We start from the raw sequence: 23991 nt of genomic DNA, 5'->3' as shown, positions 1-23991 counted from the left end.
GGCGCAAGGCGAAGTCCTGATGAAACAGGAACAGCTGTATCGTGATCTTGGTGTTAATCCATTGCTTGCTCGCCAAAAGTAGCAATAGTTATTGCTGGATTCCTGAATGCTAGTGTGGTTATTCGGGAATCCAGGTTTCATCAATCCCATTTGTTACGTATACATTTCTGTAAACTTTCGCCTCTGGTCTGCTGATATGTTCAAGCGTTCTTGCAACCAACTGCTCTCCTCGAATTCCTGACATTGAAATACCTAGTTCTTTGTTGACAGTTCTTAAGGCATTAATACCTTTTCTGATGATTGGATCCTGCGATAAACCTTTCTTTCTTGCTAAGGATTCCATTCGAAAAATTGCTTCATCTAATCGCATTCCTTCTTCATAGTTTTCTTTCATAACCATCTTTACTGCCATATCCTGAAAAGCTTTTAATCCGTCGGTATACTCACAGAAAGTCATCTCATTAGTTGTAAGGATTCCTGTTGATTTCATTTCGGATATCAGCTTTTCTGTTATATTACTTGTCATTTGTTACACCGCCTTTCTTTTTAAATTCTTTGTTTTGTTCCTTTGACTTTCTTGAATTAAACACTATTTCCAATCCTATGTCCTCTGCAAGGGACGGGTTTCGTCCTACGGTATTGTAGAGGCGTATACACGTTAATCTGTCTTTTGTTTTCAGTTTCATCACCTCTTTTCTTGATATCATTTTACTTTCTCATCCACACAAGAAAAATGACACCTACTGCAGAATAAAGGCTGTTATTGTTACATTCTATGTATAATAAAAGACGCTTAACTTTGTTAAGTTAAGCGTCTATATTTCTACTTTAGCGAAGAACTAACCCTGTTTTCTATTCTTATAGGTATTGTAAACTTTCATATCTATCGAGCCATCCGCAATCATCTTTTCTGCCCATAACTGCAGAGTCTCAACTGTTACAGAAATCTTCTCAAGTTCTTCCTGAATATGAACAAAATCCTTTATTTCGTTCTCCTCGATAGTTCCATCAGCTGTAATCTCAATCAAGCGTTCCTTTTCCTTAGAAACTGAATTTAAAGATGCAACCATCTTAAGAACTATCTTTGATAAATCCTCAATCTTTATTTCCGGCACATACTGCTGTCCAATAGGGCATTCATTCGAGCAGTAATAATTACATAAATCCGGCATCCTGTACTTGTCAGCCATTATGAGGATCTCTTCTGGCTGAGGAGATGAAATATCATTTTCTATTCTTAAAATTCGTTCCGGCTGTATTGACTCAAGCAATTCGCTTGCTTGGTCTCTTGATAGCCCAAGTTCTTCTCTTCTTAATTGATATGGCTTCTTATTTTCCTTAATTGATTTTTTCCCCACAATCACCATTCCTCTCATATGTAGTTGATGAAATGCTTAATTCATTTCATCAACTACATATTAACAAAAGCACTTGAAGCTTACAAGAATAAACCTATTCCTATCCCGTAATCATATTCAGTATTTCCTTTGTAAACGTAATGATGATTCCACCTGCCAGTGTCAGAACTCCGTTGGCACGCTGCGATGGATCGTGGCTCTTAAGCGAAAGACCAACCTGCATGATTCCGAAGCCCAGAAGGATCAGACCGATTGCCCTTATCAGACTGAATATAAAGTTGGACAGGTTGTTAACCACAGAAAGCGGGTCGTTAGCCGCAAGGCAGATTGTTGTCGCAAGCGTAACCATCAGTACCGCTGCAATATAAAAAGCGAAGGCAATCTCTGCTCTTCGCTTAAGCTTCACCGTTTCCGGTGTCTGTATTTTCTTTTTCATTCTCGTTTTCCTCCTTCTCAATTTTCTTCAGAAGATTCACGTCAGACAGAAGCTCATATCCCGTTTGCAAGCCTCTGAATATCGTTATCATCCTTAAGATATACGAACGGATTGTAGCAGTGACTCTTCTCCATATTGATAAGGTCGAGCACTCTCACTTGATGAGCTTCCAGCCTGTATTCACCGAATATGTGAAAAGATCCTGGTTTGCTGCAGCGTTAAGTGTTCCGTCTGCATTTGCTGTCTTAACATTGGCCTTAGGAACCTTTACCGACATGAACACAAAAGCATCGTTTGCTCCGTCGTTTGTAATCTTCGGATCCTTCTTCACTACCTTGTTAGGCGTAATGTCCGCTCCATTGCTCGGATTCCAGTTCGGCTCCGATACACTGATTTCGATATAGCCTACAGTGAAGTGGTTAGTCACCTGATCTCTGTCCACAAAGTAGGCGAAGGTTGAGCTGATTGCCATGAGAGCAATGAGTGCTCCTGCGATAATAAGGTTCTTTCTTCCTGAAATCTTCTCTCTAATGTTTGTCATTTTCTCTCTCCTTTTCCGCACATCCTGTGCTATTACAATTTGCTTTGAGCCCCTGCATACACTCCTTTCCGCCCGGCTCAGGGCAGTGTTGTTTTGTGCGCTGTTTGGGCGTTAGGTCAAGGCGCCGAGTCGCCGAGGCACGGAGCGTACTTTCAGTATGTGAGTACCGAGATCGGAGAGATCAACGCAGAGATTACTCAAAAGAGTGCACAAAATGAGATGTCTCTTAAAAACATCTCATGTAAATCAGACCCTGAAAGCACTCTTCGGTTGCACGAAAAAGCCGCCGGGCTTCGAATTGAAACCTGACGGCTGTGTTACGACGCTTTGTTGTTTCGTATCAGCGTTTTGTTTATTCATTTGATCTTTTTCTTCTTGTGTAAACAGCAGTGCCTGTTATTCCTGCGCCGCTAAGGAACATAAGTGCGATCCACAGAGCAAGGTTAGTGCTGTCACCGGTCTTTGCAGAATCTTCAGCGTCTGCCTTTAAATCCTTATCGCTGTCATCTGAAGTTCCCGGTGCTGCCTTTTCTGCTACTGTGAAGGAAGTTGTTGCAGTGCCGCTTGTTGATACGATACCGATAGTGTGCTCTCCAGCAGGAAGGGTTGCTACATAGTCAGCATCAAGAGTTACGATTATGCTGCCTGACTCGGCAGTGTAGTATTCTATATCAAGAGTATCGCTATCAAGCTCGACTCTGTCAAAATCATCAAATAAAGCATTGGAACGGAATGTAAGTGCTTTCTTTTCTCCTTCGGTTATACTCTGACCCATGCCCTCAATGATTTCAGGCGGGAGTTTTGAGATTACCGTGTCGTCAAGCGTAATTTCATCCGCGCCTTCTTCATCAGAGAAGTATTTCTGACAATCCTTACACTGCCAATACTCTATGTTTCCAGTTTCTGTAACGGTTGCATCCTTCGCAGGAATTTTATCAAGGCGGTGATTTGAGCTGTCAGGTTTGCCGTATTCTGCCCCACAATATTCACACTTTGCCTTGCTTGTGCATGTTGCTTTGCCGCCTGTGCAGTCTTTTTTTTCTGAATAACCGCAGCCATCATTTTTGCAGATGCGTGTATGCGTATCGTCGCCGTTGGACTTCCATGAGCCGAAATCGTGACCATTATAAACTGTCAATGTCATTACAGCTGTATGGAGTTCAGTATCGGTGAACATAAGAGTTACCTCACCGGCGTTCTGTTTGATTGTGTAATTGCCGTCTTCACCGGCAGTAAGCTCCTTACCGTTAGCCGTGACAGTTTTGATATTATCCTCATCGGCTATTGAGAAGATGACATCCCCAGTTGTCATACCAGCCACCAAATGTATATCCTTGTCTGGTTATATCTGTTGGAAGTGGATCTGTTTTATTATCTAGGCAATATAAAACATCAGAATCGTCAACCCTGAGAAAACCCTCAGCTTTAAGATTTCCTCCATTACAATCGAGGTTGATGATGCAGTCGGTTATCATCTCCAGATGGATGCTGGTTGACGCAAAAGGCATACTAATAGAAGCCGAAGACGATTTTGTAGCAACAGTGTTTTTGCCGTCTTTTGTAGTAGCTACCAGCTTATATACCTGATAATCACCAGGCGCCGGAAGACCTCTAAACATAACGTCTGAACCGGCCTTGCCGTAAGTCTTACCGTTATAATCATATTTTCCGTCAACAATAGGGTTATATCCTTCTAATAACTCTGGAGGAATAGTATAACTGAGTGGATAATACAGGTTATCTGCTATGCCTGTGAATGTTCCATCAACATAGATTTTTCCGTTATTAGTCAGCGTTCCACCGTCCTGTACTACCAGCGTACCGCCCTCGGCGATGACTATTACACCATTTTCTTCGATGTTCAGCGTTTTACCGGCAGGGATTGTGAGAGACTTTTCGCTATCAATCATCAGTGTTTTACCGGAAGGAATCTCAAAACTCTCGCTCGGAGTAATATCGTCCCCGTAAATCTGTCCGCTGTTCCCCTCGAAAATCACGCCGCGCCATGAATCCCTGTTTTGCGAAGACGAATAATTGAAGTCCGATCCCCACGTTTCAGTGTAGCTTGCGAATATCACCGCATGGCCGTCGTTTCCTGTGCTGATAGTGCCGTAATTAGAGGCGTTGATACCATAAGTCTTACCGGTAGCCATAACAGTGCCGCCATTGATGGTGATGGTCCCGGAAGTCCCGCCTGCATCAGTTGCACCGATACCCGAACTCCCGCCGTTGTTGCCGCCTGTAGCGGAAACGGTGCCTCCGTTGATGGTGATGCATTTGAAGGCATCATTGTTCCCTCCGCCAATCCCTGCGCCACCTTCTTCTCCAACAGCTGTAATATTACCTCCGTTGATTGTGATTTCACCACTGCGATCATTTCCACCGATACCTGCGTAATCACTGCCACTGGAGGCATATGCATATAGCTTTCCTGTGCCGTTTTCCTGCCCGTAAATGGTAAGTTTCATTGAAGTAGGCTCGTTACCCACATAAATGCCGCCGTTGACTGTGAGATTGCAGCCGTCAGCGAGAATCAGGTGAACATCGCCGGTAACTGTGACACGGCTATCGATGGTAACATCGCCCTGTGCCACATACCAGGTGGTTTGTCCGTCAGAGCCCCATGTAGTATCGTCTCCGGTAACTACAGTGGCATTATCACAGGTCTGCTGTGCGCCTGATGCGTCCAGATATGTTATATTTGCCACCGCTTCCGCAAATACCATCTGCGGTATCAGTGCCAGCACCATGCACAGTGAAAGCACTATGCTAAATAATCTTTTCTTCATTCTACTCACCTTTTTTTCTTTTTAGTATTATCATATTTTCATGCCGAACTATCTTTCCAGCTGTATTTCTCAAAGAGAATTTGCTTGCTTCTGTCCTCAGGTCAGCAGGCCTTCAAGGGAGAATTCATATTGCATTGCAAGCTTTTCGAACAGTTCCTCCATTACTGACTGTGCCAGGCTTCTTATGTCAAGGCCTGCAATGTATGAAAGCACCTTGTCTATCTCATCCTCTGGCACCTTGCAGCATCTGAGTGAAAGAGTAAGGAATGTGTTCAGCTTCTGCTCCAGGGTGAAGTCTTCTGTGCATGGGTTTGCCATGTAGCCTCGCATCAGCCCTGCTGTTCCAAGCTCAAGCTGATAGAAGTCCCGCTCTGTAAGCTCAGGCTGGTAGGATCCGAAGATTTCCTTAAGCTTCTTTGCCGTTTCCGTCTGAATGTAGTCAAGAGTGCTTTCCCGTGTGTAAGCTTCAACATATATGTCCCTGAGGTTTTCATTTAGCTCGGTAAGTGTAAGCTGAATTGCAGTTTCTGTCGCATATACATATACAGGTGGAAGCTCAGATCCTGTAATACTTCCTGCTACGCCAAACTGGTTTTCATACATGAATTTCACAAGCTCCAGAAGCACTCCTTCCTTGCTTGTAAACAGGTTCTGAAAGCTGCTGCAGGAAACCTTTGCATCCTTTAAGATCTGCCCTGTTGCAGCCTTGTGATATCCTTTCTCGAGAAAAAGTCTTACGCACACCTGCAGAATACGCTTCTCTGTGTTTGCTACATCGTTTTTTCGTGCTACTGATAGCCCCCTTGCTTTCCTATGGTATTATTACCATAGGAACCGATTTTCACTACTTATTCAAGATTAATCGTTCGCATTGCCGCAGATTTTTTACGGAGTCAAATCTTAGCTTTCTCATGTTATTCACCTCCCGGTTTCAGTGGTCTGAGATAATCTGAAACGGGTCTGAAATGATATTTGAAAAGACGCTGAAGCCTTTATACTACTGGCCTGAGAGCCCAAATCCCTTGCAATAAAAGAGCTCCGGCCATTTCTAGCCAGAGCCATATCTATGGTGGAGATGGTGGGAGTCGAACCCACGTCCAAAAATATTTCCGAAGAACTTTCTCCGAGCGCAGTCAGTGCTTTGTCATTCGCAGTATCCGCCGTGACGCTGACACACTACGGAACTGCTATCCTGTAAGTCCGCTGAAATACCAGGAGCTCTCCCAGCGGTTTCCTGCATTCATGACACCGGATTTCAAGCCTGCAGGTGAGCCTGAAGCGGCGCGCGGGGCTGAACTATGCAGCCAGTGCGAAATTGTTGTTATTTTTAGCGTTTATATTTAACGGCCCCTTTTTACGTGGACTGGGCGCCACGGCTCGCTTATCCTTGTTCCACATTCCTGTCGAAACCATTACATCCCCGGAATGTGTGACGGATGTCACACTATTTTTTCTTCTATAAATTATACAACATCTTCCCGGTAAAAAAAAGATACTGCCCCTTCAATTTTCCGATTGTCCGAAGGGAATTCGTTTTTCCTGAAGGAAATTCGACTCTCCTATCGGTGACGGCTTTCCTTGATGGCCCGGTCCATCTTGCGGTCCGCATCTTTTTTTGCGATGGAATCTCGCTTATCGTACAGTTTCTTACCTCTGCAGATGCCGATTTCCACCTTGCACCGTCCATCCTCGTTGAGGTACACGTTCAGCGGAATGATGGTGAGACCGGACTCCTTGATCTTTCCCGCGATTTTGTTGATTTCTCGGCGGTGGAGAAGCAGCTTTCGTTCCCGAAGGGGTTCCACGTTGAAGCGGTTGCCCTGTTCAAAGGGGGAGATATGCATTCCGCAGATCTTCATCTCGCCCTTCTTGTCGATGTAGACGTAGCTCTCCTTGATGCTGCACCGACCGGCCCGAATGGATTTAATTTCCGTTCCGGTGAGAACGATTCCCGCCTCAAGAGAATCTTCCACGAAATAATCGTGGCGGGCCTTCTTGTTATTTGCGATTAGTTTTCTGGATTTCTTTGCCATTCCGGTTCCTACCCTGCTTTCTCCTCAAATTAGAAAGTCTTAATCTTGTTGAACGGGAACAGGCGGAGTACGGCTTTGCCCTGGATCTGGTCCTTATCCACGTATCCAACATCCGTATATCGGCTGTCCACGCTGACCACCCGGTTGTCGCCCATCACGAAATAGTGGCCTTCCGGCACGTTCCAGGTGCCCTCTCCGGTGGTGTATCCGTCCTTGAGATAGTTCTCTTTGTACTTCTTTCCGTTGATGTACACCTTCTGATTCTTAATCTGAATCTCATCTCCCGGCAATCCGATCACTCGCTTAATCAGCAGCTTGTCCTTGCCCTCCTCGTCCGGAAGATCCGACTTGAAGATGATGATGTCTCCCCGCTTTGGGGCCTTGCTGCGATAAGCCTGACGGTACATAATCAGGTAATCGTTGGGATTCATGGTGGACTGCATGGACGTCTGCTTCACGATAGTCGGTCGGATAAAGTACAATACCGCGCCGGCGATGACCATGGCAATCACCAGATCCTTCAAAAGTGCCGGAAGCATCGGTGCATTTTCATTTACAATTTCATTCTTGCTCATTATATGCTCAATTCCTCTAAAATCTCTTCAAACTGCTCCGGAAGCGGAGCCTCAAAAACTCTCCCGTTTAAATACTCCAAAGGGCCGTCACAATTCCGGAATTCCAGCCGGTAACTGTGGAGCAGCTGGGTGCTCAGGTGGCAGGATTCATACAACCGATGGTTGAATCCCTTGGCCGGTCCCTTGGAGTACTTACTGTCTCCGATGACCGGATGTCCGATGCTGGCCAGGTGCGCACGAATCTGATGCGTTCGGCCCGTTACCAGATCCACCTCCACCAGGGTGGAATTTCTCAGCGACTGAATCGGGGTGACAATGGTCTCAATGGCTCGTCCCTCCGTCTCGTTCACATCGTAAATCGCCACGGTGTTGGTGTCGGAATCCTTCTCCAATCGTCCGTGAAGCTCCAGCTTTTTTTCTAAGTTTCCATAAACAATCGTCCGGTAGAATTTGGATATCCGATCTTCCCGGATGTACCGGTTCAGCGTGCGAAGCGCATCGCTGTTTTTACCGAACAAAACCAAACCCGTGGTGTTGCGGTCCAGTCGGTTTGCCGGTGCCGGAGAGAATACCTTTTCCGTTCTTGGATTGTATTCTCCTTTCTCGATGAGATAATCCTTTACCTGATTGGCCAGATGGTTCTTCTTTTCGTTCCGATCCCCATGGGTCAGCAGTCCGAAAGGCTTGTTGGCAATCAGGATGTTGTCGTCCTCGTAGATGACGGTAAAGGTCTTCTTGCTCTTCCGCCGGGAAGCGGCCTTCTTCGGGGCCGACAGGGCGGCAATTCGTTCGTCGCTGAGGTACAGCGTGATTTCATCGCCCTCTTCCAGAACGTAATTGTTATCCTTCCGCTGACCGTTCACCTTGACATCCTTCCGGATGATTTTATAAATGGAGCCCAGGGTGGCCCGCTCTAAATATTTTCGCAGGAATCGGTCCAGACGCCGCTTGGAGTCGTTGGCCGTCACTTTGATTTTCTGCATGTATTTCTGCGTTCCTCTCCAATCAAATATTCAAAATATTATATCACAGATACCCCGGTGTTTCAAATCTCATATGGCTTCATTGCAATCTCTCGCCTCCGGTAGTATAATTATATCCAAATGTTATTGGCTAACATAAAGGAGAAGAAATGAGGGGTTTCAAGGATTTTTTTCATGAAACGAATGATATTGCACTGGCAATTGTAATTGTTCTGTTGGCGGCCGGCCTGATTGGGTGGCGAATTCGGATTATTCTGCAGTATCCGGCGCAGCTGGCAAAGGAAGCCGCCGTTTCCGGAAACACGGAGACCGAACAGATGCAGGCTTCCGATTCATCCAAGGATTCCGCAAAGAAATAACCCTTATACACTGGAGGTTTTAAAATGTTAGATAATTACAATCTGACCATGCTCACCGACTTCTACGAAGTCACCATGGCAAACGGCTACTTTCAGTCGGACATCCGGAATCACGAAGCGGTATTCGACATGTTTTTCCGACGGGTTCCGGACGACGGCGGATTTGCCATCATGGCAGGTGTGGAACAACTGATTGCTTACATGAAGAATCTGAAGTTCACCGACGAAGATATCGACTATCTCCGCAGCAAGAATTCCTTCTCGGAGGAATTTCTGGAGTATCTCCGGAACTTCAAATTCACCTGCGACGTGTGGGCGGTACCGGAAGGAACACCAATCTTCCCGCATGAACCGATTGTCATCGTAAAGGGCCCGATCATTCAGGCCCAGTTCGTGGAGACCTTTATCTTGCTGACAATCAACCATCAGACGCTGATTGCCACGAAATCCAACCGAATCGTTCGGGCCGCTCAGGGCCGTCCGGTAATGGAGTTCGGCACTCGCCGAGCACAGGGTGCTTCCGCCGCCATCGACGGCGCGCGTGCTTCCTACATTGCGGGCTGCGCGGGAACGGCCTGCACCATCGCGGATCGGGACTTCCACGTTCCGGCGCTGGGAACCATGGCCCACAGCTGGGTTCAGACCTTCGATACCGAATACGAAGCGTTCCGGGAATACACCCGAATCTATCCGGACAACGCGGTGCTTCTGATTGACACCTATAACGTACTGAAATCCGGACTGCCGAACGCCATCAAGGTGTTCAAGGAACTGAAGCCGAAGAAGATGGGCGTCCGCATCGACAGCGGCGATATCGCCTACCTGACGAAGAGATGCCGGAAAATCTTAGACGAAAACGGCCTGGAAGAATGTTCCATCGTCATCTCCAACTCCCTGGACGAGTACCTGATTCGAGATGTCATCATGGAAGGCGCGCAAATTGATTCCTTCGGCGTGGGCGAACGGCTGATTACTTCCAAATCCGAGCCGGTATTCGGCGGCGTCTACAAGCTGGCGGCCGTAGAGCGCAACGGTGAGATGGTTCCGAAGATGAAAATCTCCGAGAACGTGGATAAGATTACCAACCCGGGCTTCAAGCACGTCTACCGCCTCTACGAGAAGGAGAGCAACAAAGCCATCGCCGACGTAATTACCATGGAAGGGGAAACCATTCCGGAGCAGGACGGCTACGAAATCTTCGACCCGAACGCCATCTGGAAGAAAAAGACCCTCAAGAACTTCTACGTTCGAAGCCTTCTGGTTCAGCTTTTCGACAAAGGAGAATGCGTCTACGAATCCCCGTCCCTGGACGAAATTCGGCAGTACTGCAAAGACCAGATTGAAACCCTGTGGGAGGAAACCCTGCGTTTCGAGAACCCCCAGACCTATTACGTGGACCTCTCCAAAAAACTTTGGAGCATCAAGCAGGACATCCTGCACCGCTATACCGACTTATAAGAAAACAAAACCGGTGCGCCGCACGTTTCCGTGCAGTGCATCGGTTTTTGCTTCGCCGGCGCCTTTTTCCCGTCCGCATTTGGTGCACCGCCCACGCATTCAATGGGGTTGCGGGTTCCGGTGCACCAAATTCCTTCCCCGCCGGCGGAGAAGGGCGCCGGCGCAAAAGCAGAAAAGCATATACTCACCGCACTTCGCGGTGAGTATATGCTTTCCATTCCACTCTTCTTAAAGAAACAACCTTATAAATACCGATCTTCCGGATGGTCATCGACGATGTCCTTTGATTTCAAGGATTCTTCCGGAACCTCCTCTTTACTCTCTGCGGAGGCAGTATCCTTGGATTCTCCGGATTCACTCATTTCCTCCGCCTTACGGTCTTTTCGTCTGCGAACCAGGAATCCGATAATGAGTGCCAAGAGCATCAGAATCACGCCAATGGCGATGGTTGCTCGGTTGGAGATGTAGAATCGGGACAGGAACCAGCCCTTTTCGATGTTCTCGTGAACCACCAGCGGAGTGCTTCCCACTTTCCTTCCGTCGCAGTACACTTCCAGAGTACCGACTTTGTCGCCGGATTTCAGCGGCGCTTTCACCACATCCTTGTAGTTCTCCTTTACGGAAATGCTGTCGGCGGAGCCGTCCTTCGGATAGGTCAGCACCGTTCCCTTGGCATAGGTTTTCACCAAGGTGCGGGCGCCGTACTTCACCCGAACATTTCCCGCGCTCTTCTTCGGATTGGTGGCTTCCTTGGTGACGATTTTCTCCGTGCCGAACTTCAGGAGTTTGGCACCATCTTTGGCCCGGGTTTCCATGTTCGCTCCGAACTGCACCAGAATCATCTTCAGCCCCTTCTTGTCATACATCAGGGCAACGCTGCAGTCATCGTCCTCCCAGTAACCGGTTTTTCCCGCAACGACACCGGAACCCTTTTTCTCAATCAGGTCCAGGTGAGTCTCGAGGGTACGGGCGTGGGATTTATTGGTGGCATCCATGTGGTACACCTTTGTTCCCGCGATTTTGAACACCGTCTTGTTTGCCAGTGCGGCGCGAGCAATTTTGACGTAATCCGCCGCCGTGGTGTAGTGATTCTTCGCCTTTAGGCCGTTAGGATTCACGAAGTGCGTTCCCCTGCAACCCAGCTTCTTTGCCCGTGCATTCATTTTTGCCGCAAAAGTCTTAATGCTGCCGTCCCCGTCGGCCTGTCCCAGTGCATAGGCCGCATCGTTTCCGGATTCCAGAAGCAGTCCATACATCAGCTGACGCACCGTCACCTTCTCTCCGGCCACCAGGTTCATGGTGGACCCGCCCATGGAGGCCGCTTTTTTGGAAACCGTCACTTCCTGATTCAGATCCATGGTCTCCGCAACCACCAGCGCCGTCATCAGTTTGGTGGTGCTCCACGGCTCTACCCTTTGGTCGGGGTTTTTCGCATACAGCATCTCATCGGTAGTCACGCTGTACAGCGCTGCCGACTTGGCATCAATCACCGGTCTTCTTGTATTTTCATGCACTGCCGCCGATGCTGCGGTCGCCCCGCTTGCAAAGAGCATCAATGCGGTCAGCAGGATTGCAATATTTCTTCTGATTCTTTTCAAACTAAAAATAACCTTCACCTCTCAATTCCAAGATTCCGTACTTCCTATGGTTCGATTACGGTCAGCGCCCCCGGAAGCACTCGGACCTTTATTTCTCCGGTTTCCCGTATTTCTCCGTCCGCCACGTACTTCATCCGTCCCTGATTCGGCTTCAGAATCACTTCCTCCGCCCGCATGGGAATGATGTATTTGTCGACGCCCGAAATCGTCTCCAGACGCCCTGCCTTAAAGGCCGGAAATACCCGCATCAGATACCGTCGGGTAATGTTCCGCACCAGCAGAAGTTCAATTTTTCCGTTGTCCAGCAATGCGTGGGGACAACTCTCCACACCGCCGCCGCAGAAGCGCCCGTTGGCCGCAGTGGCCAGCATCAGTGGTCCGTTGTGAATTTCCTTTCCGTCGGCGAACACCTGCAGATCCGTTCCCTTCTTTTTCACCAAATTCACCAGCACCGCCAAAAGATAGGAGCCGGTGCCGTGCACCAGCGGAAGCTCTTTCAGGTCATGGGCCAGGATTGCCGTATTCCCGTCGAATCCGATATTGATGCCGTTAATGGCATAATCCGTCATTTCCTGCTCGCCTTCCCGCCAGGTGTATTCCAGTACATCCACCTTTCGCAGGCATTCCTCCCGTTCTCCGGCCTTCAGCTGCAGCTCTATATTCATGAAATGCTCCGGATGGTTGAAGCACCGAACGTAATCGTTTCCGCTTCCCACCGGCACGATGCCCAAGCGAGAATTTGGATGATTCAACAGACCCTTCGCAATTTCCTGAATGGTTCCGTCTCCTCCGCAGGCATAGACGTTCACCGTCTCGCCCTCTTTCTCCGCCGCTGCCGCGATGGAGTCCGCCAGCACGGTGGCATCCTGCTCCCCTTCGGTGCAGTAAATGCGCAGGTTATCCGTCTCATAGGCTTTCAATTCCTCTCGCACCCGAGTCGCCCCCTTGCCGTTCCCGGATGCGGGATTTACGATAAAAGCATATTTCATGAAGTCGTCCTCTTTCTGTCATTGAATTATTTTCTGGATCAGTTTCGGAGGTGCCGTCGGTTCCGCCAAGATCCGAATCGCCGCTTCCATAATGATTTCGGCCTCCTCCAAGCGTCGGGAATCGGCACCGTACAACGTTGCCAGCACGTCCCCTTCTTTTACGAAATTGCCGATGCGCACGTGCATCCGAATTCCCGCCGTAAAATCAATCTCGTCTTCTTTCCGAAGTCTTCCGGCCCCCAAATGCTGGGATGCTCGCCCGATTTCCCGGGTGTCCGTCTCCGCGATAAAACCGGTTCTTCCCGCAAGAACGTCCCGAGAATACCGGCTGCTTCCCATCCGTTCCGGCTCCTCAACAATGCGGTCATCGCCCCCCTGGCATCGAACCATCTGTCGGAACTTTTCCAGAGCCCGGCCATCCGACAGAACCTGCCGGGCCGTTTCTTTTCCTTCTTCGAAGCTTTCCGCTCGGCCGCCGATCCGAATCATTTCACCGGCCAATTCCAGGCAGAGCTGCCGCAAATCCTCCGGACCGCCCCCCTTCAGCACCTGAACGGCTTCTTCCACTTCCAGGGCGTTTCCAACCGCCCGACCAAGCGGCTGGCTCATATCGCTGATCACCGCCACCATCTTCCGGCCGGCTTTCCGGCCGATGTCGATCATCAGGTCCGCCATATTTTCCGCTTCCGCAAGGTCCTTTAGAAGGGCGCCGCTTCCGCACTTCACGTCCAGCACGATTCCGTCGCTTCCCGCCGCCAGCTTCTTGCTCATGATACTGGATGCAATCAGTCCCGGACTTTCCACCGTGCCCGTCACATCCCGAAGGGCATAAATCTTCTTGTCCGCCGGGGTAATGGATCCGGTCTGGGTGATTACGGCCAATCCCAATTCTTCCAATTGCCGGTGGAATTCCGCCGGCTCCAGTCGGGTCCGAAATCCCGGAATCGCTTCCAGCTTATCCGCCGTCCCCCCGGTGAATCCCAGCCCTCGTCCACTCATCTTCGCCACGGTCACTCCTGCCGCTGCGGCAACGGGTGCCACCACCAACGTGGTTTTATCCCCTACGCCGCCGGTGGAGTGCTTGTCCACCTTCACGCCGGGAAGATCCGACAGATCCTCCACGTCGCCGCTGAACTCCATGGCCTCCGTCAGGGCAAAGGTCTCCGCTCGGGACAGCCCGCGAAAATAAATGGCCATCAGCAGCGCCGACGCCTGATAATCCGGAATGCGGTCCTTTACGTAATTTTCGATAAAAAAACGAATTTCTTCCGGCGTCAGCTCTCCGCCGTCTCTTTTTTTCGTGATAATATCCACCATGTTCATGGAATCACCCCCATATCCGTTTCGGCTTTCCGCCCAAGTAATCCAAGGAAGTCAGGTAATACCGAATTCCATCCTGTTCATATTTGATGCCTTTTTCAAAGGCGTGCATTCCGTGCAGGTGTCCGTAGACGCAGTCGCTCACCGGATATTCCCGCAGGAGTTCCGTCATGTCCGATTCCTTCCGAGCCATCTCCGCCGGCGGGTAGTGAAGCGCCGCAATGATCCGGTCCGGAGAGGATTTCATGGCGGCATTCAAGCTGTTTCTCATCCGCCCCAGTTCCCGAGTCCATATCTTCCGATCGTGTTCCGTGAAATCGTCGGACCCCGGCAGCACCCAGCCCCGGCTTCCGCAGATGGCAATCCGCTCTCCGCCGGTTTCCTCTTCCGTCAGCAGGACGCAGTCGTTCTGAAGGAAGTGAATATCCTCATACAGGGTATTTAAATAGGTAATCCGGCTCCACCACAGGTCGTGGTTTCCCTTCAGCAGCACCTTCCGCCCCGGCAGCCGGTGGATCCACTCCAGGTCCGGAAGCGCCTCCTCCAGGGAGAGTCCCCAGGACAGGTCTCCCGGCAGAATCACCACGTCCTCCGGAGAAATCATCTCATGCCAATAGTCCGAAAGTCGCTTCTCATAATCCTCCCAGCCCGCACCGAAAATGCTCATGGGTTTATCGATATTCTCATGGAATGACAGATGCAAATCTGCGATTGCGAAAATCTTCACGTTTCTACTCCTTGATTTCTTCCAGAATCCGGATGATCACCGATGAACCGTATCCCATCTGCTCCAGTTTTCTGGCAACGCGGGCCACGGATTTCTGCTCCAAAGGGCGTTCCGCTCCCGCCAACGTTTTCTCCGCCACAAGCCGTGCCAGAGCGCATTCGTCCACCCGGTTTTCGTACATGTAATCGTCGATTCCGTTCTGAATCGTTTCCGATTCGATGCCCTTATTTCGAAGTTCACTGCGAATTCGAGTGCTTCCTCTTCTTTTCCCAAAAGCATATTCGCAGTAGGCCCGCACGTAGTCCGAATCGTCCAAATATTTCAAATCCAGAAACCGCTGCAGGGTCTCCCGAATCTCCGATTCATCGTATAACTTCTCCTCCAAATGCTTTCGGGCTTCCGCCACTGTGCGCATCCGAGGTGCCAGGTAACGGGTCAATTCCTCCGCGGCACTCCTCCGATTTTCTTTTTTCTCTTTTTCCATTACAGCCTTTCCATTTCTATTTCTTCCGGAATCTCTTCTTCCCGGACGCCGATGCAGACTGCCGCCGCCAAGTCGAAAGGCATGGTGATATCTCGGATTTCCCAGAATTGATTTTCCGAAACCACCCGGTTCCAGAGGACGGAAGGGGCTTCCGAGAATACGGATTCTCCCTCAGCCTTGCGGAGAGCCTCCCTCCGTGCCCAAATTCGGAAAAACTCCGCCTCGCCTTTTTCTTTTACCTCCAGATATTCATCCTTGTTGTAAAACCGAAAAGCCAGCTTGAGAAAGTTGGAGGGCTGCCACTTCTGAATGTCCAAGCCGCACGGTCGGTCGTCCATCAGCACCGCCCAGTACTGTCCCGTATGGGAAACGGAGAAATCCGGACCGCCGGAGAGAAAGGGTTTGCCCTTCTCCGTCGTCTGAATTTCTTCCGACATCCGGCATGTCGGGTCCGAACCGCTTTCGCCGGTATACCGTGCCAGCGCCTCTCTCAGAAGACGGCGGCTTTCTTCGCGACTGCCTTCGTAATTAAGTGCGTAATATATCTTCATCATTTCTACTTTCCGGACAGCATCTGTATGCCTCGAGTCAGTGCTTTTCCCGAAGCCACACGAATATCCGGCTGAATTCCTTTCTTGTTAATTGGGGTGCCGTCCGGCAGGAAATACTCTTCCGTGGTGAATTTAAAGGCGGATCCGTCCTCCAGCTTTTCCACGCTCTGAATGACGCCCTTTCCGTAGGTTTTCTCCCCGATGAGCTTTCCGCCCCGGTTCACCTGAACGGCGCCCGCAAAGATTTCCGCCGCGCTGGCGGTATTGCCGTTCACCAGCACCACGTACTCAAAATCCGCGCACTGCCCGTCGGCTCGGGCCACTTTCTTCTTCCCCTGATTGTTTTTTTCAATCAGAATCTTTCCGGATGGCAGGAACAAGTCCGCACACTTCACCCCTTCATCTTTAATGCCGCCGGGATTGTCCCGCACATCGATGACCACGCCGGTCACCCGGCCGTCCATCAGGCGCTCTTCCGCTTCTTTCAGTTCCTCCGAGGTGCCCTCCCGGAAATGGCGGATTCGAATGTACCCCAGTTTCTTCCCGTTCTCCGCTTTCAGAAACTTGGAATCCACACTGTCCTCTTCCACCTCCTGCCGAGTCAGCGTTACGGTCACATCCTGGCCGCCCCGTTTCAGCTTCAGCACCACGTCGGTTCCCGCCTCCCCGCCGATTCGGTCGGAAGCATCATCCACGCTGTGGACCTTTTTTCCGTCCACGGAAAGAATTCGGTCCCCCTTTCGCAGGCCTCCCTGCTCCGCCGGTCCATCTTTAATCACGTGGGCAATCAGGAGTTTTCCCTTCTTCTCCTCCACGCTGATTCCGATGCCGGAATAGGACTCGGAATACCGCCGCTCCAGCTTCTCGTAATCCTCTTTGTTGTAGTAGGCGGCATAAGGGTCCGGCAGGGATTGAATTACCGCCTGGGACAGATACCGGTCTCGTTTCTTCTTGTCGATGGAATACAGTGATTTGTCCCGTATGGATTTCTGCATCTTGTAGTACTTTCCGTACTGTGCGTCCAAATCCTTGTAGTAATTGATTTTCCCAGCGGATAGAACTCCCGCGCCTCGGATTCCGTACACGAACGCGAACCCCAGCATTAATGCGGTCACCATTCCCAGGAGGAAGGAAACCATTATTTTTTTTCGTTCATCTCGCATTGCTTTCCGTTCCTCTCCGTCGTTTTTCTATCCCACAAAATCTTCCGTCGGTGCCATCTCCGTCACCATCAGCTGCACTTTCCGGGTATCCCGCCAGGTATTGATATCCAGCGTCCCGTACACATCCAGAAATTCATGGTTCTGCATCATATTGAAGTACCGCTTGGCATCGTGGAAAAGGACACAGTCCAGATCCCCGATCTGAAAGCGGGCGTATTTCGTATCGTTTTTCAAAAAATGCCAATTCTCCGGCATCACGTAGGTAATCCGGAACTTCGGTGCCTCGTTGTCCTTTCCGCAAGGCTCAAAGCATCTCAGTGCTTCCGCCAGCTCCAGGCTCACTTCATCCGGCTCCAAATCCAAATCGTACGTAATCTCGTCTTCGAACAAAGCGGGATCCTTCTCCAGCATCTCTGCCAAATCCCGATTCAGATTCTGACGCAGGGATTCAATCCGATCCGGCTCCACCGTAAAACCACAAGCCGCCTTATGCCCGCCGAACCGCAGGAAGCAGTCCCGGTACCGGTTCAGCATCTCGTAAATATCCACCTTGTTCACCGACCGCCCGGTTCCCTTGTATTCATCCCCATTCGGCGCCACAATCACCGTCGGCCGCTTCGCTTCTTCTTTGATTTTTCCTGCCACAATTCCGAGGATACCCTCGTGCACATCCTTCGCTTCAATCAGCAGAAAATTTCCCTTCCGATACTCCTGTCGCGCCTTTACGATGCACTGCCGATAGGCCTCTTCCTGCCACTGCTTCCGCAAATTGTTTCGTTCAATCATGGTTCGGCAATAGTTCTCGATTTCGTCCGGCTTCTCTGCCAAAAATAGTTTTACGCCCAGGTCTGCATCTCCCACTCGTCCTGCTGCATTAATTCGCGGGGCGATTCCGAAGGACACGTTGGTGGCCGTCAAGTTCCGGCAGTCCAGCCCCGACAGCTCGATGAGCCGGCGAAGTCCCGGATTCCGGCATCCCCGGTTAATCCACTTCAATCCATACTTCACGAAGGATCGGTTCTCGTCCAGCAACGGCATGATATCCGCGATGGTTCCGATAGCCACAAATTCCAGCACTTCGGAAATCACCCGGCGGGGAATCTCCCGCTTCCGGCTGACCGCCAGGCCCAGCTTATAGGCCACGCCCACGCCGGCCAGACCTTTAAACGGATAGGTGTCTCCCGGTGCCCGCGGATTGATGATCAATTCGTTCACCGGTTCATCCTTCATGTTGTGGTGATCCGTCACCACCATGTCAATGCCTAGGCTCCGGGCATAGGCAATTTCATTCGGCGAAGAAGAACCGCAGTCCACCGTGACGATGAACTCACCCCCCTCTTCCCGAATTCGGTCGATGGATTCGTTATGAAGACCGTATCCCTCGGCAATCCGGGACGGGATGTAGTAGGTAATATTGTCCGTCAGACACCGCAGTATTTTGAGCAGCACAACCGTGGAGGTAACGCCGTCGGCATCATAATCTCCGTAGATAACGATTCTCTTTCCCGCATCGATGGCCTGTAGAAGCCGATCCACTCCCTTATCCATATTGGTGAGAAGGGTCGGCGCATAAGCCAGCTTTGGGGTTTCCGCCAGAAATTCCGCCTGGGTTTCCGCCCCGGTAATGCCTCTTTTTTCCAGTATCTCTCTGATGATCTCCTGATTCGGGTTCATTTATTCTCCATTGGTATTAATAAATGCTCTTCGGATCCACGAAACTGCCGTTCTTCAGCAAGCTGTAGTGCAGGTGCGGTCCGGTGGACCAGCCCGTGCTTCCTACGTAGGCCACCACCTGTCCCTTCTTCACGTAAGCCCCCTGGGACACCGCAAAACCGGACAGATGTCCGTACAAGGTCGTGTATCCGTTTCCAATATAAATCTGCATGCAGTTTCCGTAGCCGCCATAGGAGGAAGCCATGGTCACCACGCCGCTTCCCGCCGCATAGACCGGAGTTCCGGTGGATGCCGCGATATCGTATCCGCTGTGGTAGGTCCGCGTTCCGAAAATCGGGTGAGTTCTCCATCCGTAGTAAGAGGTCAGCGGACCGTTACACGGCCATACGTAGCCGCCGGAATTAGTCGGCGCCTTCTTGTTGTGCTTCTGCAGGAGCCGTTCTGCCTCCGCCTGCTTTCTCCGGGCTTCTGCCGCCAGGGATTCCGCTTGAGACTGCAGGTTCTCCTGCTGCTTCCGGTACGCACCGGCCTGATCTTTGTATTTTTCCTTCAGGGCTTCCAGGTCTTTCTTCTCCTGAACCAGTTTCGCCTCTTCCGCTTCCTGCTGTTTCTTTAGCTTATTGATTTTCTTGTATTCCACCCGAAGCTTCCGCAGAAGGCTCTGGTCGCTGTGCAGCAGCTTCTGCACCATGGACATGTTGGTAATCAGTTCGTCAATGCTGTTGGAATTCAGGATGACGTCCACATATCCCACCGTTCCGGTTTTGTACATGGCCACCAGCCGGGAATTCAAATTCTTCTCCTGCTTCTTCACCTGAGCCTGCTTCTTCGCCAGTTTTTTCTTGGTCTTGGCCAACTTGGCTTCCGCTGTCGCGATTTCAGTCTGCTTTTTTTCAATCGCGGTCACCGCTTCTTCCAGCTTATCTTCTGCCGCATCTGCCTTCTTGCCCGCTTCTTCCGCCTGACGAGAGGCTTCTTCCGACTGCTGCTGCTTGTCCTTCGCTTCCTTCTTGGCTTCCGCCGCTTTTCCGCCATAGACGGACACTGCAGAGGCAAAAACAAGAATTCCGCAGAGCAGCAAGCTGAGGCCTCGTCTAAGTTTTCTTTGATTTCTCATCATACGCATCCGTCCCTCCTACTTATCCAAGAACTTTCGGATGGAAATGATACTGCCGCAGGTACCGATTCCCACGCCCAGTGTCAGGAATATAATCAGCAAATTCGGCATCAGGTATTTCGCAGAAATCACCGGTACCGACAACACCCGAAGGATGTCCGGTCCGATGCTCTTCACAAAACGAATATAAAGTGCGCCCAGAATCCCGGTAGCTACTGCCGCAGAGACGGTACCCAGGATGATTCCTTCCAGCACGAACGGCGCCCGAACAAACCAGTCCGTCGCTCCCAGGTATTTCATAATTCCGATTTCCTTCGCCCGGTTGAACACCGTGAGCTTGATGGTGTTGGCCACCAGGATGACGGAAACCACGATGAGGAATGCCATCATCACGATGGAGCCCACCTCCACCGCACGGGTAATCTTGCTCAGCTTCTCCACCGTATCCTGATAGTATTTAATATCGCTGACGCCGGCAATTTCCGGTGCTTCCTTTGAAACCCGGTCGGCGCTGGCCTTGTCATTGACGTAGACCATATAGGAATTCGGCAGCGGATTCTGCTGCAGGTTGTCCAGCAAATAAGCGTTGTCTCCCCACCGTTCCTTCATGATTTTCATGGCATCCGCCTTGGAACGGTACTTCACGCTGCCGACGCCCTGAATGGCTTCCAGGTTCTTTCCCACGGTTTCGTTCTTCGCATCGTCATTGGCATCATCCAAATATACCTCGATGACGTTGTAGTCCTGCTGAATCACTTCCGCGAATAAATCCACATTTACAAACGTGGAGAAGAAAAGGCCCAGAATCAGCATCATGGCCGTAATCGCCAGCGTTGCCGTAAAGCTCATTCCCCGGTTGCGAAAGACCTGTGAAAATGCTTGTTTTATGGTATATCCTATTCTAGAAAACATATGGAGATTCGTCCTCCTTTGTACTGATTTCATACAGGTGCTCCGGAGTGATTCCATAGGTTCCCTGCTCGTCCCGAACAATCTGACCGTCCTTGATGGCCACCACTCGCTTGTTCATCTGATCCACGATATCCTTGGCATGGGTCACCATCAGAATGGTGGTGCCCCGCACGTTAATCTTCTCCAGCAGCTGCATGATTTCCATCGCCGTTACCGGATCCAGATTTCCCGTCGGCTCGTCGGCAATCAGCAGCTTCGGGTTGTTCACGATGGCGCGGGCGATGCCCACTCTCTGCTGCTCGCCGGCGGAAAGTTCGCTGGGATACCGGTCCGCTTTGTCGGCGATGCCCACCAGGTCCAAAGCGAACGGAACTTCCTTCCGAATCACCTTCTTTTTCTTATGCCGCACTTCCATGGCGAACGCCACGTTCTCGTAGACGGTTTTCTTCTCCAACAGACGGAAATCCTGGAAAACCATTCCGATCTGCTGCCGCAGCTCCGGAATCTCCCGGTGGGTCATCCGTGTAACATCTCGGCCCCCGACCAAAATCGTGCCGCTGTCCGCCTCGATTTCCTTCAGAATCAGGCGTACAAAGGTGGTTTTTCCCGCACCGCTGGGTCCTACCAGGAATACGAAATCCCCCTTTTCAATGTGCACCGTGGCATCCTTCAATCCCACGTTGGTTCCGTAATTCTTGTTTACTTTATTAAAAACGATCATTCTTCCTCCTTATTTTCAGACACACGTATGTATTATAACATAAACCGGCGTCAGAATCATTTCACCGGAGCTGTACCCTCCTCTGGCACGTCAGCCTTTCGGCATCCGGAATTTCTCCGCCGGATGTCCGCCTGCACTAATTTGTAAATGGCTGAGAACAGCGGAATGAAGAACAGCATTCCCAAAATACCGAAGGCACTGCCGCCGATAGTCACCGCCGCCAGCACCCAGATTCCCGGAAGGCCGATGGAACCCCCCACGATCCTCGGATAAGTCACGTTATTGTCAATCTGCTGCACTACCAGGAACAGAATCAGGAAAACAATCGCCTTGGTGACAGACACGGAAAGAATCAGGACAAACCCCACTACCGCACCGATCAGCGCGCCCACAATCGGCACCAGCGCCAGCACCGTAACGATAACGGCAATCATTCCCGCATACGGCATCCGGAAAATCATCATGGCGATGGCCAGCATAATGCCCAGCACGCAAGCATCCTTCACCTGTCCCACGATAAAGCTGCGGAAGCTGTTGTTCAATACGTCCAGCACCTCAAACAATTTCGATTCTGCCGCCGGGCAATACGTGTGAACGACCCGGCGAAACTGGCTTCCGTACTTCTCCTTGCCGCTCAGCAAATAGAATGAAAAGAACAATCCGATAAAGAGGGTTGCCGCCACTCCGGTCACCTTCTGAAGCACTCCGGTGACGTTATCCAGCCAGCCGATATTGCCGCTCTGCAGAATATGAATCGCTTTCTGAACCAGCTCTCCATTGAGCTGCATTCCCGACACGCTTTGCTCCAGCATCGCACCGTATTTCGCCAGAGCCGGAACCGATTTCAACAAGTGGACCACCTGATCGATGGCCGCTCCGCTTCGGGCAATCAGCAGGGATACGCAGGTGGAAAGCTGGGGTACTAAGATACCGATAATGCCGGCGATAATCAGCACCAAAAGAAGGTAGGCGCAGATGATGCACACCGTCCGCTTTGCCCGCTGTGCACGCCGCCCCCGAAGGACCCGATCGTAATTTTTCTCAAAGAATCCCATGAGAATATTCACCGCATAGGCGATTATTCCTCCCACAATCAGCGGAACCATTGCGTTTCCGAACATCACCAGAACCTTCTCCATGCGGGACCAGTAATATGTCAAAAGGTATAGGATAAACACGGTAAGCCCCAGACGGAAATAGACATTTCCGGTTAGCGTCTGAAATTTCGTTTTCTTTTCTTCTTTCATCAATATCGTCTCTTTCTCTATATCTAATTTATATGTGTGCAACTATATCACAGCCGGTATGGAACTTCAACCGGACGACCGAAATCATCCGGTCCAAATTGGTACCGTAAGCGGGCTTTTATAAACCATACATATATTTTCCTCCCAATCTTATTTCTGCAGTGAAAAAGCCCCCGGAAGCAATTCCGAAAGAGGATAGCTTTTCAAGTGTTCCTCATCTTTACCGGTAATCACGCGCAAATCCGGTTCAAATTCCATCAAGACCTGGCGGCAGATTCCACACGGCATCGCCTCTCCCACTGATGATGCGATAGCCAATGTTCGGAACTTCCTTTCTCCTTCCGAAACGGCCTTTGCCACCGCGCCTCGCTCAGCACAAAGGGTTGCCCCGAAGGAGGCATTTTCCACATTAACGCCGGTATATACTTTTCCGCTTTGGGTCAGCAGTGCGGCACCCACTTGGAATCCGGAATAGGGTGCATAGGCATTTTCCTTCACATCATTGGCAATCCGATACAGTTCTTTCTCATTCATATCCGTCCGTCTCCCTTCACCCGGAATCGATTTCATTTCATTCACGGAACTTTATTATATCATCTGAATCAACGATAAAAAAAAAGATACCGTGAACTTTTCACGGTATCTTTTGAAATTCATTTTGATTCTAAAACATCAATTACTCGATGATTTCAGTTACAACGCCGGAACCTACGGTTCTTCCGCCTTCTCTGATAGCGAATCTCAGTCCTTCTTCGATAGCAATCGGAGTGATCAGGGAGATATTCATTACTACGTTATCTCCAGGCATGCACATCTCAGTGCCTTCCGGCAGCTGCAGATCTCCGGTTACGTCAGTTGTTCTGAAATAGAACTGCGGTCTGTATCCATTGAAGAACGGAGTGTGTCTGCCACCCTCTTCCTTCTTCAGTACGTATACCTGACCCTTGAACTTGGTG

General features: G+C 50.4%; 27 protein-coding genes and 1 other RNA gene. 2 read left to right on the top strand and 26 right to left on the bottom strand.

The annotated features are described in order from the left end of the window. Positions 1 to 118 precede the first annotated feature (118 nt). The 12 genes from PUE40_RS03525 to PUE40_RS03465 all read right to left on the bottom strand — a co-directional run bounded on the left by PUE40_RS03525 (position 119) and on the right by PUE40_RS03465 (position 8715). Complete coding sequence (locus tag PUE40_RS03525; protein WP_277671927.1) at positions 119 to 526, bottom strand: hypothetical protein; 408 nt, start codon at positions 524 to 526, stop codon at positions 119 to 121. After that, positions 516 to 707, bottom strand: coding sequence for a hypothetical protein (locus tag PUE40_RS03520; RefSeq protein ID WP_277671926.1), 192 nt, complete (start codon positions 705 to 707; stop codon positions 516 to 518). Before PUE40_RS03520 ends, PUE40_RS03525 begins: the two co-directional genes overlap by 11 nt. Before the next feature lie 132 nt (positions 708 to 839). Continuing rightward, positions 840 to 1367 (bottom strand): helix-turn-helix domain-containing protein, encoded by a 528-nt coding sequence (locus PUE40_RS03515; RefSeq protein ID WP_277671925.1) that lies wholly within the window; start codon positions 1365 to 1367, stop codon positions 840 to 842. Positions 1368 to 1458: 91 nt separating this feature from the next. After that, positions 1459 to 1794, bottom strand: a complete 336-nt coding sequence (locus tag PUE40_RS03510; RefSeq protein ID WP_277671924.1) for a formate hydrogenlyase — start codon at positions 1792 to 1794, stop codon at positions 1459 to 1461. 154 nt (positions 1795 to 1948) lie between these two features. After that, positions 1949 to 2335: a SipW-dependent-type signal peptide-containing protein gene (locus tag PUE40_RS03500; RefSeq protein WP_277671923.1), complete on the bottom strand. Its 387-nt coding sequence runs from the start codon at positions 2333 to 2335 to the stop codon at positions 1949 to 1951. 352 nt (positions 2336 to 2687) lie between these two features. Continuing rightward, positions 2688 to 3647 carry a hypothetical protein gene (locus PUE40_RS03495; protein WP_277671922.1) on the bottom strand — a complete coding sequence of 320 codons (960 nt, stop codon included), beginning with the start codon at positions 3645 to 3647 and terminating at the stop codon, positions 2688 to 2690. After that, entirely contained in the window at positions 3610 to 5124 is a 1515-nt protein-coding gene (locus PUE40_RS03490) for an autotransporter outer membrane beta-barrel domain-containing protein (protein WP_277671921.1), read from the bottom strand. Before PUE40_RS03490 ends, PUE40_RS03495 begins: the two co-directional genes overlap by 38 nt. Positions 5125 to 5220: 96 nt before the next feature. Next, a complete protein-coding gene (locus PUE40_RS03485; RefSeq protein ID WP_277671920.1) occupies positions 5221 to 5868 on the bottom strand; it encodes a TetR/AcrR family transcriptional regulator in 648 nt (215 codons plus the stop codon). A gap of 323 nt (positions 5869 to 6191) precedes the next feature. Then, positions 6192 to 6546: a transfer-messenger RNA gene (gene ssrA / locus PUE40_RS03480) on the bottom strand. A gap of 137 nt (positions 6547 to 6683) precedes the next feature. Continuing rightward, on the bottom strand, positions 6684 to 7157 hold the full coding sequence (smpB, locus tag PUE40_RS03475; protein ID WP_277671919.1) for an SsrA-binding protein SmpB: 474 nt from the start codon (positions 7155 to 7157) through the stop codon (positions 6684 to 6686). A gap of 29 nt (positions 7158 to 7186) precedes the next feature. Continuing rightward, complete coding sequence (gene lepB / locus PUE40_RS03470; protein ID WP_235898246.1) at positions 7187 to 7732, bottom strand: signal peptidase I; 546 nt, start codon at positions 7730 to 7732, stop codon at positions 7187 to 7189. Further along, positions 7732 to 8715, bottom strand: coding sequence for an RluA family pseudouridine synthase (locus PUE40_RS03465; protein ID WP_277671918.1), 984 nt, complete (start codon positions 8713 to 8715; stop codon positions 7732 to 7734). Before PUE40_RS03465 ends, lepB begins: the two co-directional genes overlap by 1 nt. 149 nt (positions 8716 to 8864) lie before the next feature. Here PUE40_RS03465 and PUE40_RS03460 point away from each other — a divergent pair, with 149 nt between their 5' ends. Both PUE40_RS03460 and PUE40_RS03455 read left to right on the top strand, forming a co-directional pair. Then, positions 8865 to 9074: a hypothetical protein gene (locus PUE40_RS03460; protein ID WP_277671917.1), complete on the top strand. Its 210-nt coding sequence runs from the start codon at positions 8865 to 8867 to the stop codon at positions 9072 to 9074. Positions 9075 to 9098: 24 nt separating this feature from the next. Next, positions 9099 to 10532 carry a nicotinate phosphoribosyltransferase gene (locus PUE40_RS03455; protein WP_154554923.1) on the top strand — a complete coding sequence of 478 codons (1434 nt, stop codon included), beginning with the start codon at positions 9099 to 9101 and terminating at the stop codon, positions 10530 to 10532. Between the two features lie 242 nt (positions 10533 to 10774). Here PUE40_RS03455 and PUE40_RS03450 read toward each other — a convergent pair whose 3' ends face one another. From PUE40_RS03450 to PUE40_RS03385, 14 genes are all read right to left on the bottom strand, one after another. Beyond that, positions 10775 to 12130 carry a D-alanyl-D-alanine carboxypeptidase family protein gene (locus PUE40_RS03450; RefSeq protein WP_154554924.1) on the bottom strand — a complete coding sequence of 452 codons (1356 nt, stop codon included), beginning with the start codon at positions 12128 to 12130 and terminating at the stop codon, positions 10775 to 10777. A 44-nt stretch (positions 12131 to 12174) separates the two neighbouring features. Then, complete coding sequence (locus PUE40_RS03445; protein ID WP_277671916.1) at positions 12175 to 13119, bottom strand: diacylglycerol/lipid kinase family protein; 945 nt, start codon at positions 13117 to 13119, stop codon at positions 12175 to 12177. A gap of 18 nt (positions 13120 to 13137) precedes the next feature. Beyond that, positions 13138 to 14442 carry a pyrimidine-nucleoside phosphorylase gene (locus tag PUE40_RS03440; protein ID WP_277671915.1) on the bottom strand — a complete coding sequence of 435 codons (1305 nt, stop codon included), beginning with the start codon at positions 14440 to 14442 and terminating at the stop codon, positions 13138 to 13140. A 4-nt stretch (positions 14443 to 14446) separates the two neighbouring features. Beyond that, a complete protein-coding gene (locus tag PUE40_RS03435; protein WP_277671914.1) occupies positions 14447 to 15166 on the bottom strand; it encodes a metallophosphoesterase in 720 nt (239 codons plus the stop codon). 4 nt (positions 15167 to 15170) lie between these two features. After that, positions 15171 to 15650, bottom strand: coding sequence for a regulatory protein RecX (locus tag PUE40_RS03430; protein WP_154554927.1), 480 nt, complete (start codon positions 15648 to 15650; stop codon positions 15171 to 15173). After that, positions 15650 to 16204, bottom strand: coding sequence for a 4'-phosphopantetheinyl transferase family protein (locus tag PUE40_RS03425; protein WP_277671913.1), 555 nt, complete (start codon positions 16202 to 16204; stop codon positions 15650 to 15652). The genes PUE40_RS03430 and PUE40_RS03425 overlap by 1 nt, the downstream gene beginning before the upstream one ends. A gap of 2 nt (positions 16205 to 16206) precedes the next feature. Continuing rightward, the gene (locus tag PUE40_RS03420; RefSeq protein ID WP_277671912.1) at positions 16207 to 17364 is read right to left on the bottom strand and encodes a S41 family peptidase; all 1158 of its coding nucleotides are present in this window, start codon (positions 17362 to 17364) and stop codon (positions 16207 to 16209) included. A 27-nt stretch (positions 17365 to 17391) separates the two neighbouring features. Continuing rightward, positions 17392 to 19038, bottom strand: a complete 1647-nt coding sequence (recJ, locus tag PUE40_RS03415) for a single-stranded-DNA-specific exonuclease RecJ (RefSeq protein WP_277671911.1) — start codon at positions 19036 to 19038, stop codon at positions 17392 to 17394. Positions 19039 to 19054: 16 nt separating this feature from the next. After that, positions 19055 to 20158, bottom strand: a complete 1104-nt coding sequence (locus PUE40_RS03410; protein ID WP_277671910.1) for a M23 family metallopeptidase — start codon at positions 20156 to 20158, stop codon at positions 19055 to 19057. Between the two features lie 15 nt (positions 20159 to 20173). Continuing rightward, positions 20174 to 21067, bottom strand: coding sequence for a permease-like cell division protein FtsX (gene ftsX, locus PUE40_RS03405; protein WP_277671909.1), 894 nt, complete (start codon positions 21065 to 21067; stop codon positions 20174 to 20176). Beyond that, entirely contained in the window at positions 21057 to 21788 is a 732-nt protein-coding gene (gene ftsE, locus PUE40_RS03400) for a cell division ATP-binding protein FtsE (RefSeq protein WP_277671908.1), read from the bottom strand. Before ftsE ends, ftsX begins: the two co-directional genes overlap by 11 nt. 56 nt (positions 21789 to 21844) lie before the next feature. Then, the gene (locus tag PUE40_RS03395) at positions 21845 to 23035 is read right to left on the bottom strand and encodes an AI-2E family transporter (RefSeq protein WP_277671907.1); all 1191 of its coding nucleotides are present in this window, start codon (positions 23033 to 23035) and stop codon (positions 21845 to 21847) included. A 150-nt stretch (positions 23036 to 23185) separates the two neighbouring features. Then, positions 23186 to 23569, bottom strand: a complete 384-nt coding sequence (locus tag PUE40_RS03390; protein ID WP_154554935.1) for a cytidine deaminase — start codon at positions 23567 to 23569, stop codon at positions 23186 to 23188. Positions 23570 to 23711: 142 nt separating this feature from the next. Then, positions 23712 to 23991 (bottom strand): EF-Tu C-terminal domain-related protein (locus PUE40_RS03385; RefSeq protein ID WP_472850824.1); only part of this gene is annotated, 280 nt, incomplete at its 5' end.

The organism is Mogibacterium kristiansenii (genome assembly GCF_029224645.1).
In the GTDB taxonomy this organism is placed as follows: Bacteria; Bacillota; Clostridia; order Peptostreptococcales; family Anaerovoracaceae; genus Mogibacterium_A; species Mogibacterium_A kristiansenii.
The sequence above is the reverse complement of the archived record's forward strand: the minus strand, read 5'-3'. Positions and strand labels throughout refer to the sequence as shown.

Bases quoted from the DNA above. Each gene is read 5' to 3' on its own strand.
- recJ (WP_277671911.1), bottom strand. From the start codon at position 19,038: ATGAACCCGAATCAGGAGATCATCAGAGAGATACTGGAAAAAAGAGGC.
- PUE40_RS03520 (WP_277671926.1), bottom strand. From the start codon at position 707: ATGATATCAAGAAAAGAGGTGATGAAACTGAAAACAAAAGACAGATTA.
- lepB (WP_235898246.1), bottom strand. From the start codon at position 7,732: ATGAGCAAGAATGAAATTGTAAATGAAAATGCACCGATGCTTCCGGCA.
- ftsE (WP_277671908.1), bottom strand. From the start codon at position 21,788: ATGATCGTTTTTAATAAAGTAAACAAGAATTACGGAACCAACGTGGGA.
- smpB (WP_277671919.1), bottom strand. From the start codon at position 7,157: ATGGCAAAGAAATCCAGAAAACTAATCGCAAATAACAAGAAGGCCCGC.
- PUE40_RS03440 (WP_277671915.1), bottom strand. From the start codon at position 14,442: ATGAACATGGTGGATATTATCACGAAAAAAAGAGACGGCGGAGAGCTG.
- PUE40_RS03420 (WP_277671912.1), bottom strand. From the start codon at position 17,364: ATGCGAGATGAACGAAAAAAAATAATGGTTTCCTTCCTCCTGGGAATG.
- PUE40_RS03395 (WP_277671907.1), bottom strand. From the start codon at position 23,035: ATGAAAGAAGAAAAGAAAACGAAATTTCAGACGCTAACCGGAAATGTC.
- PUE40_RS03425 (WP_277671913.1), bottom strand. From the start codon at position 16,204: ATGATGAAGATATATTACGCACTTAATTACGAAGGCAGTCGCGAAGAA.
- PUE40_RS03525 (WP_277671927.1), bottom strand. From the start codon at position 526: ATGACAAGTAATATAACAGAAAAGCTGATATCCGAAATGAAATCAACA.
- PUE40_RS03500 (WP_277671923.1), bottom strand. From the start codon at position 2,335: ATGACAAACATTAGAGAGAAGATTTCAGGAAGAAAGAACCTTATTATC.
- PUE40_RS03390 (WP_154554935.1), bottom strand. From the start codon at position 23,569: ATGAATGAGAAAGAACTGTATCGGATTGCCAATGATGTGAAGGAAAAT.
- PUE40_RS03460 (WP_277671917.1), top strand. From the start codon at position 8,865: ATGAGGGGTTTCAAGGATTTTTTTCATGAAACGAATGATATTGCACTG.
- PUE40_RS03465 (WP_277671918.1), bottom strand. From the start codon at position 8,715: ATGCAGAAAATCAAAGTGACGGCCAACGACTCCAAGCGGCGTCTGGAC.
- PUE40_RS03430 (WP_154554927.1), bottom strand. From the start codon at position 15,650: ATGGAAAAAGAGAAAAAAGAAAATCGGAGGAGTGCCGCGGAGGAATTG.
- PUE40_RS03510 (WP_277671924.1), bottom strand. From the start codon at position 1,794: ATGAAAAAGAAAATACAGACACCGGAAACGGTGAAGCTTAAGCGAAGA.
- PUE40_RS03445 (WP_277671916.1), bottom strand. From the start codon at position 13,119: ATGAAATATGCTTTTATCGTAAATCCCGCATCCGGGAACGGCAAGGGG.
- PUE40_RS03515 (WP_277671925.1), bottom strand. From the start codon at position 1,367: ATGGTGATTGTGGGGAAAAAATCAATTAAGGAAAATAAGAAGCCATAT.
- PUE40_RS03410 (WP_277671910.1), bottom strand. From the start codon at position 20,158: ATGATGAGAAATCAAAGAAAACTTAGACGAGGCCTCAGCTTGCTGCTC.
- ftsX (WP_277671909.1), bottom strand. From the start codon at position 21,067: ATGTTTTCTAGAATAGGATATACCATAAAACAAGCATTTTCACAGGTC.
- PUE40_RS03455 (WP_154554923.1), top strand. From the start codon at position 9,099: ATGTTAGATAATTACAATCTGACCATGCTCACCGACTTCTACGAAGTC.
- PUE40_RS03495 (WP_277671922.1), bottom strand. From the start codon at position 3,647: ATGACAACTGGGGATGTCATCTTCTCAATAGCCGATGAGGATAATATC.
- PUE40_RS03490 (WP_277671921.1), bottom strand. From the start codon at position 5,124: ATGAAGAAAAGATTATTTAGCATAGTGCTTTCACTGTGCATGGTGCTG.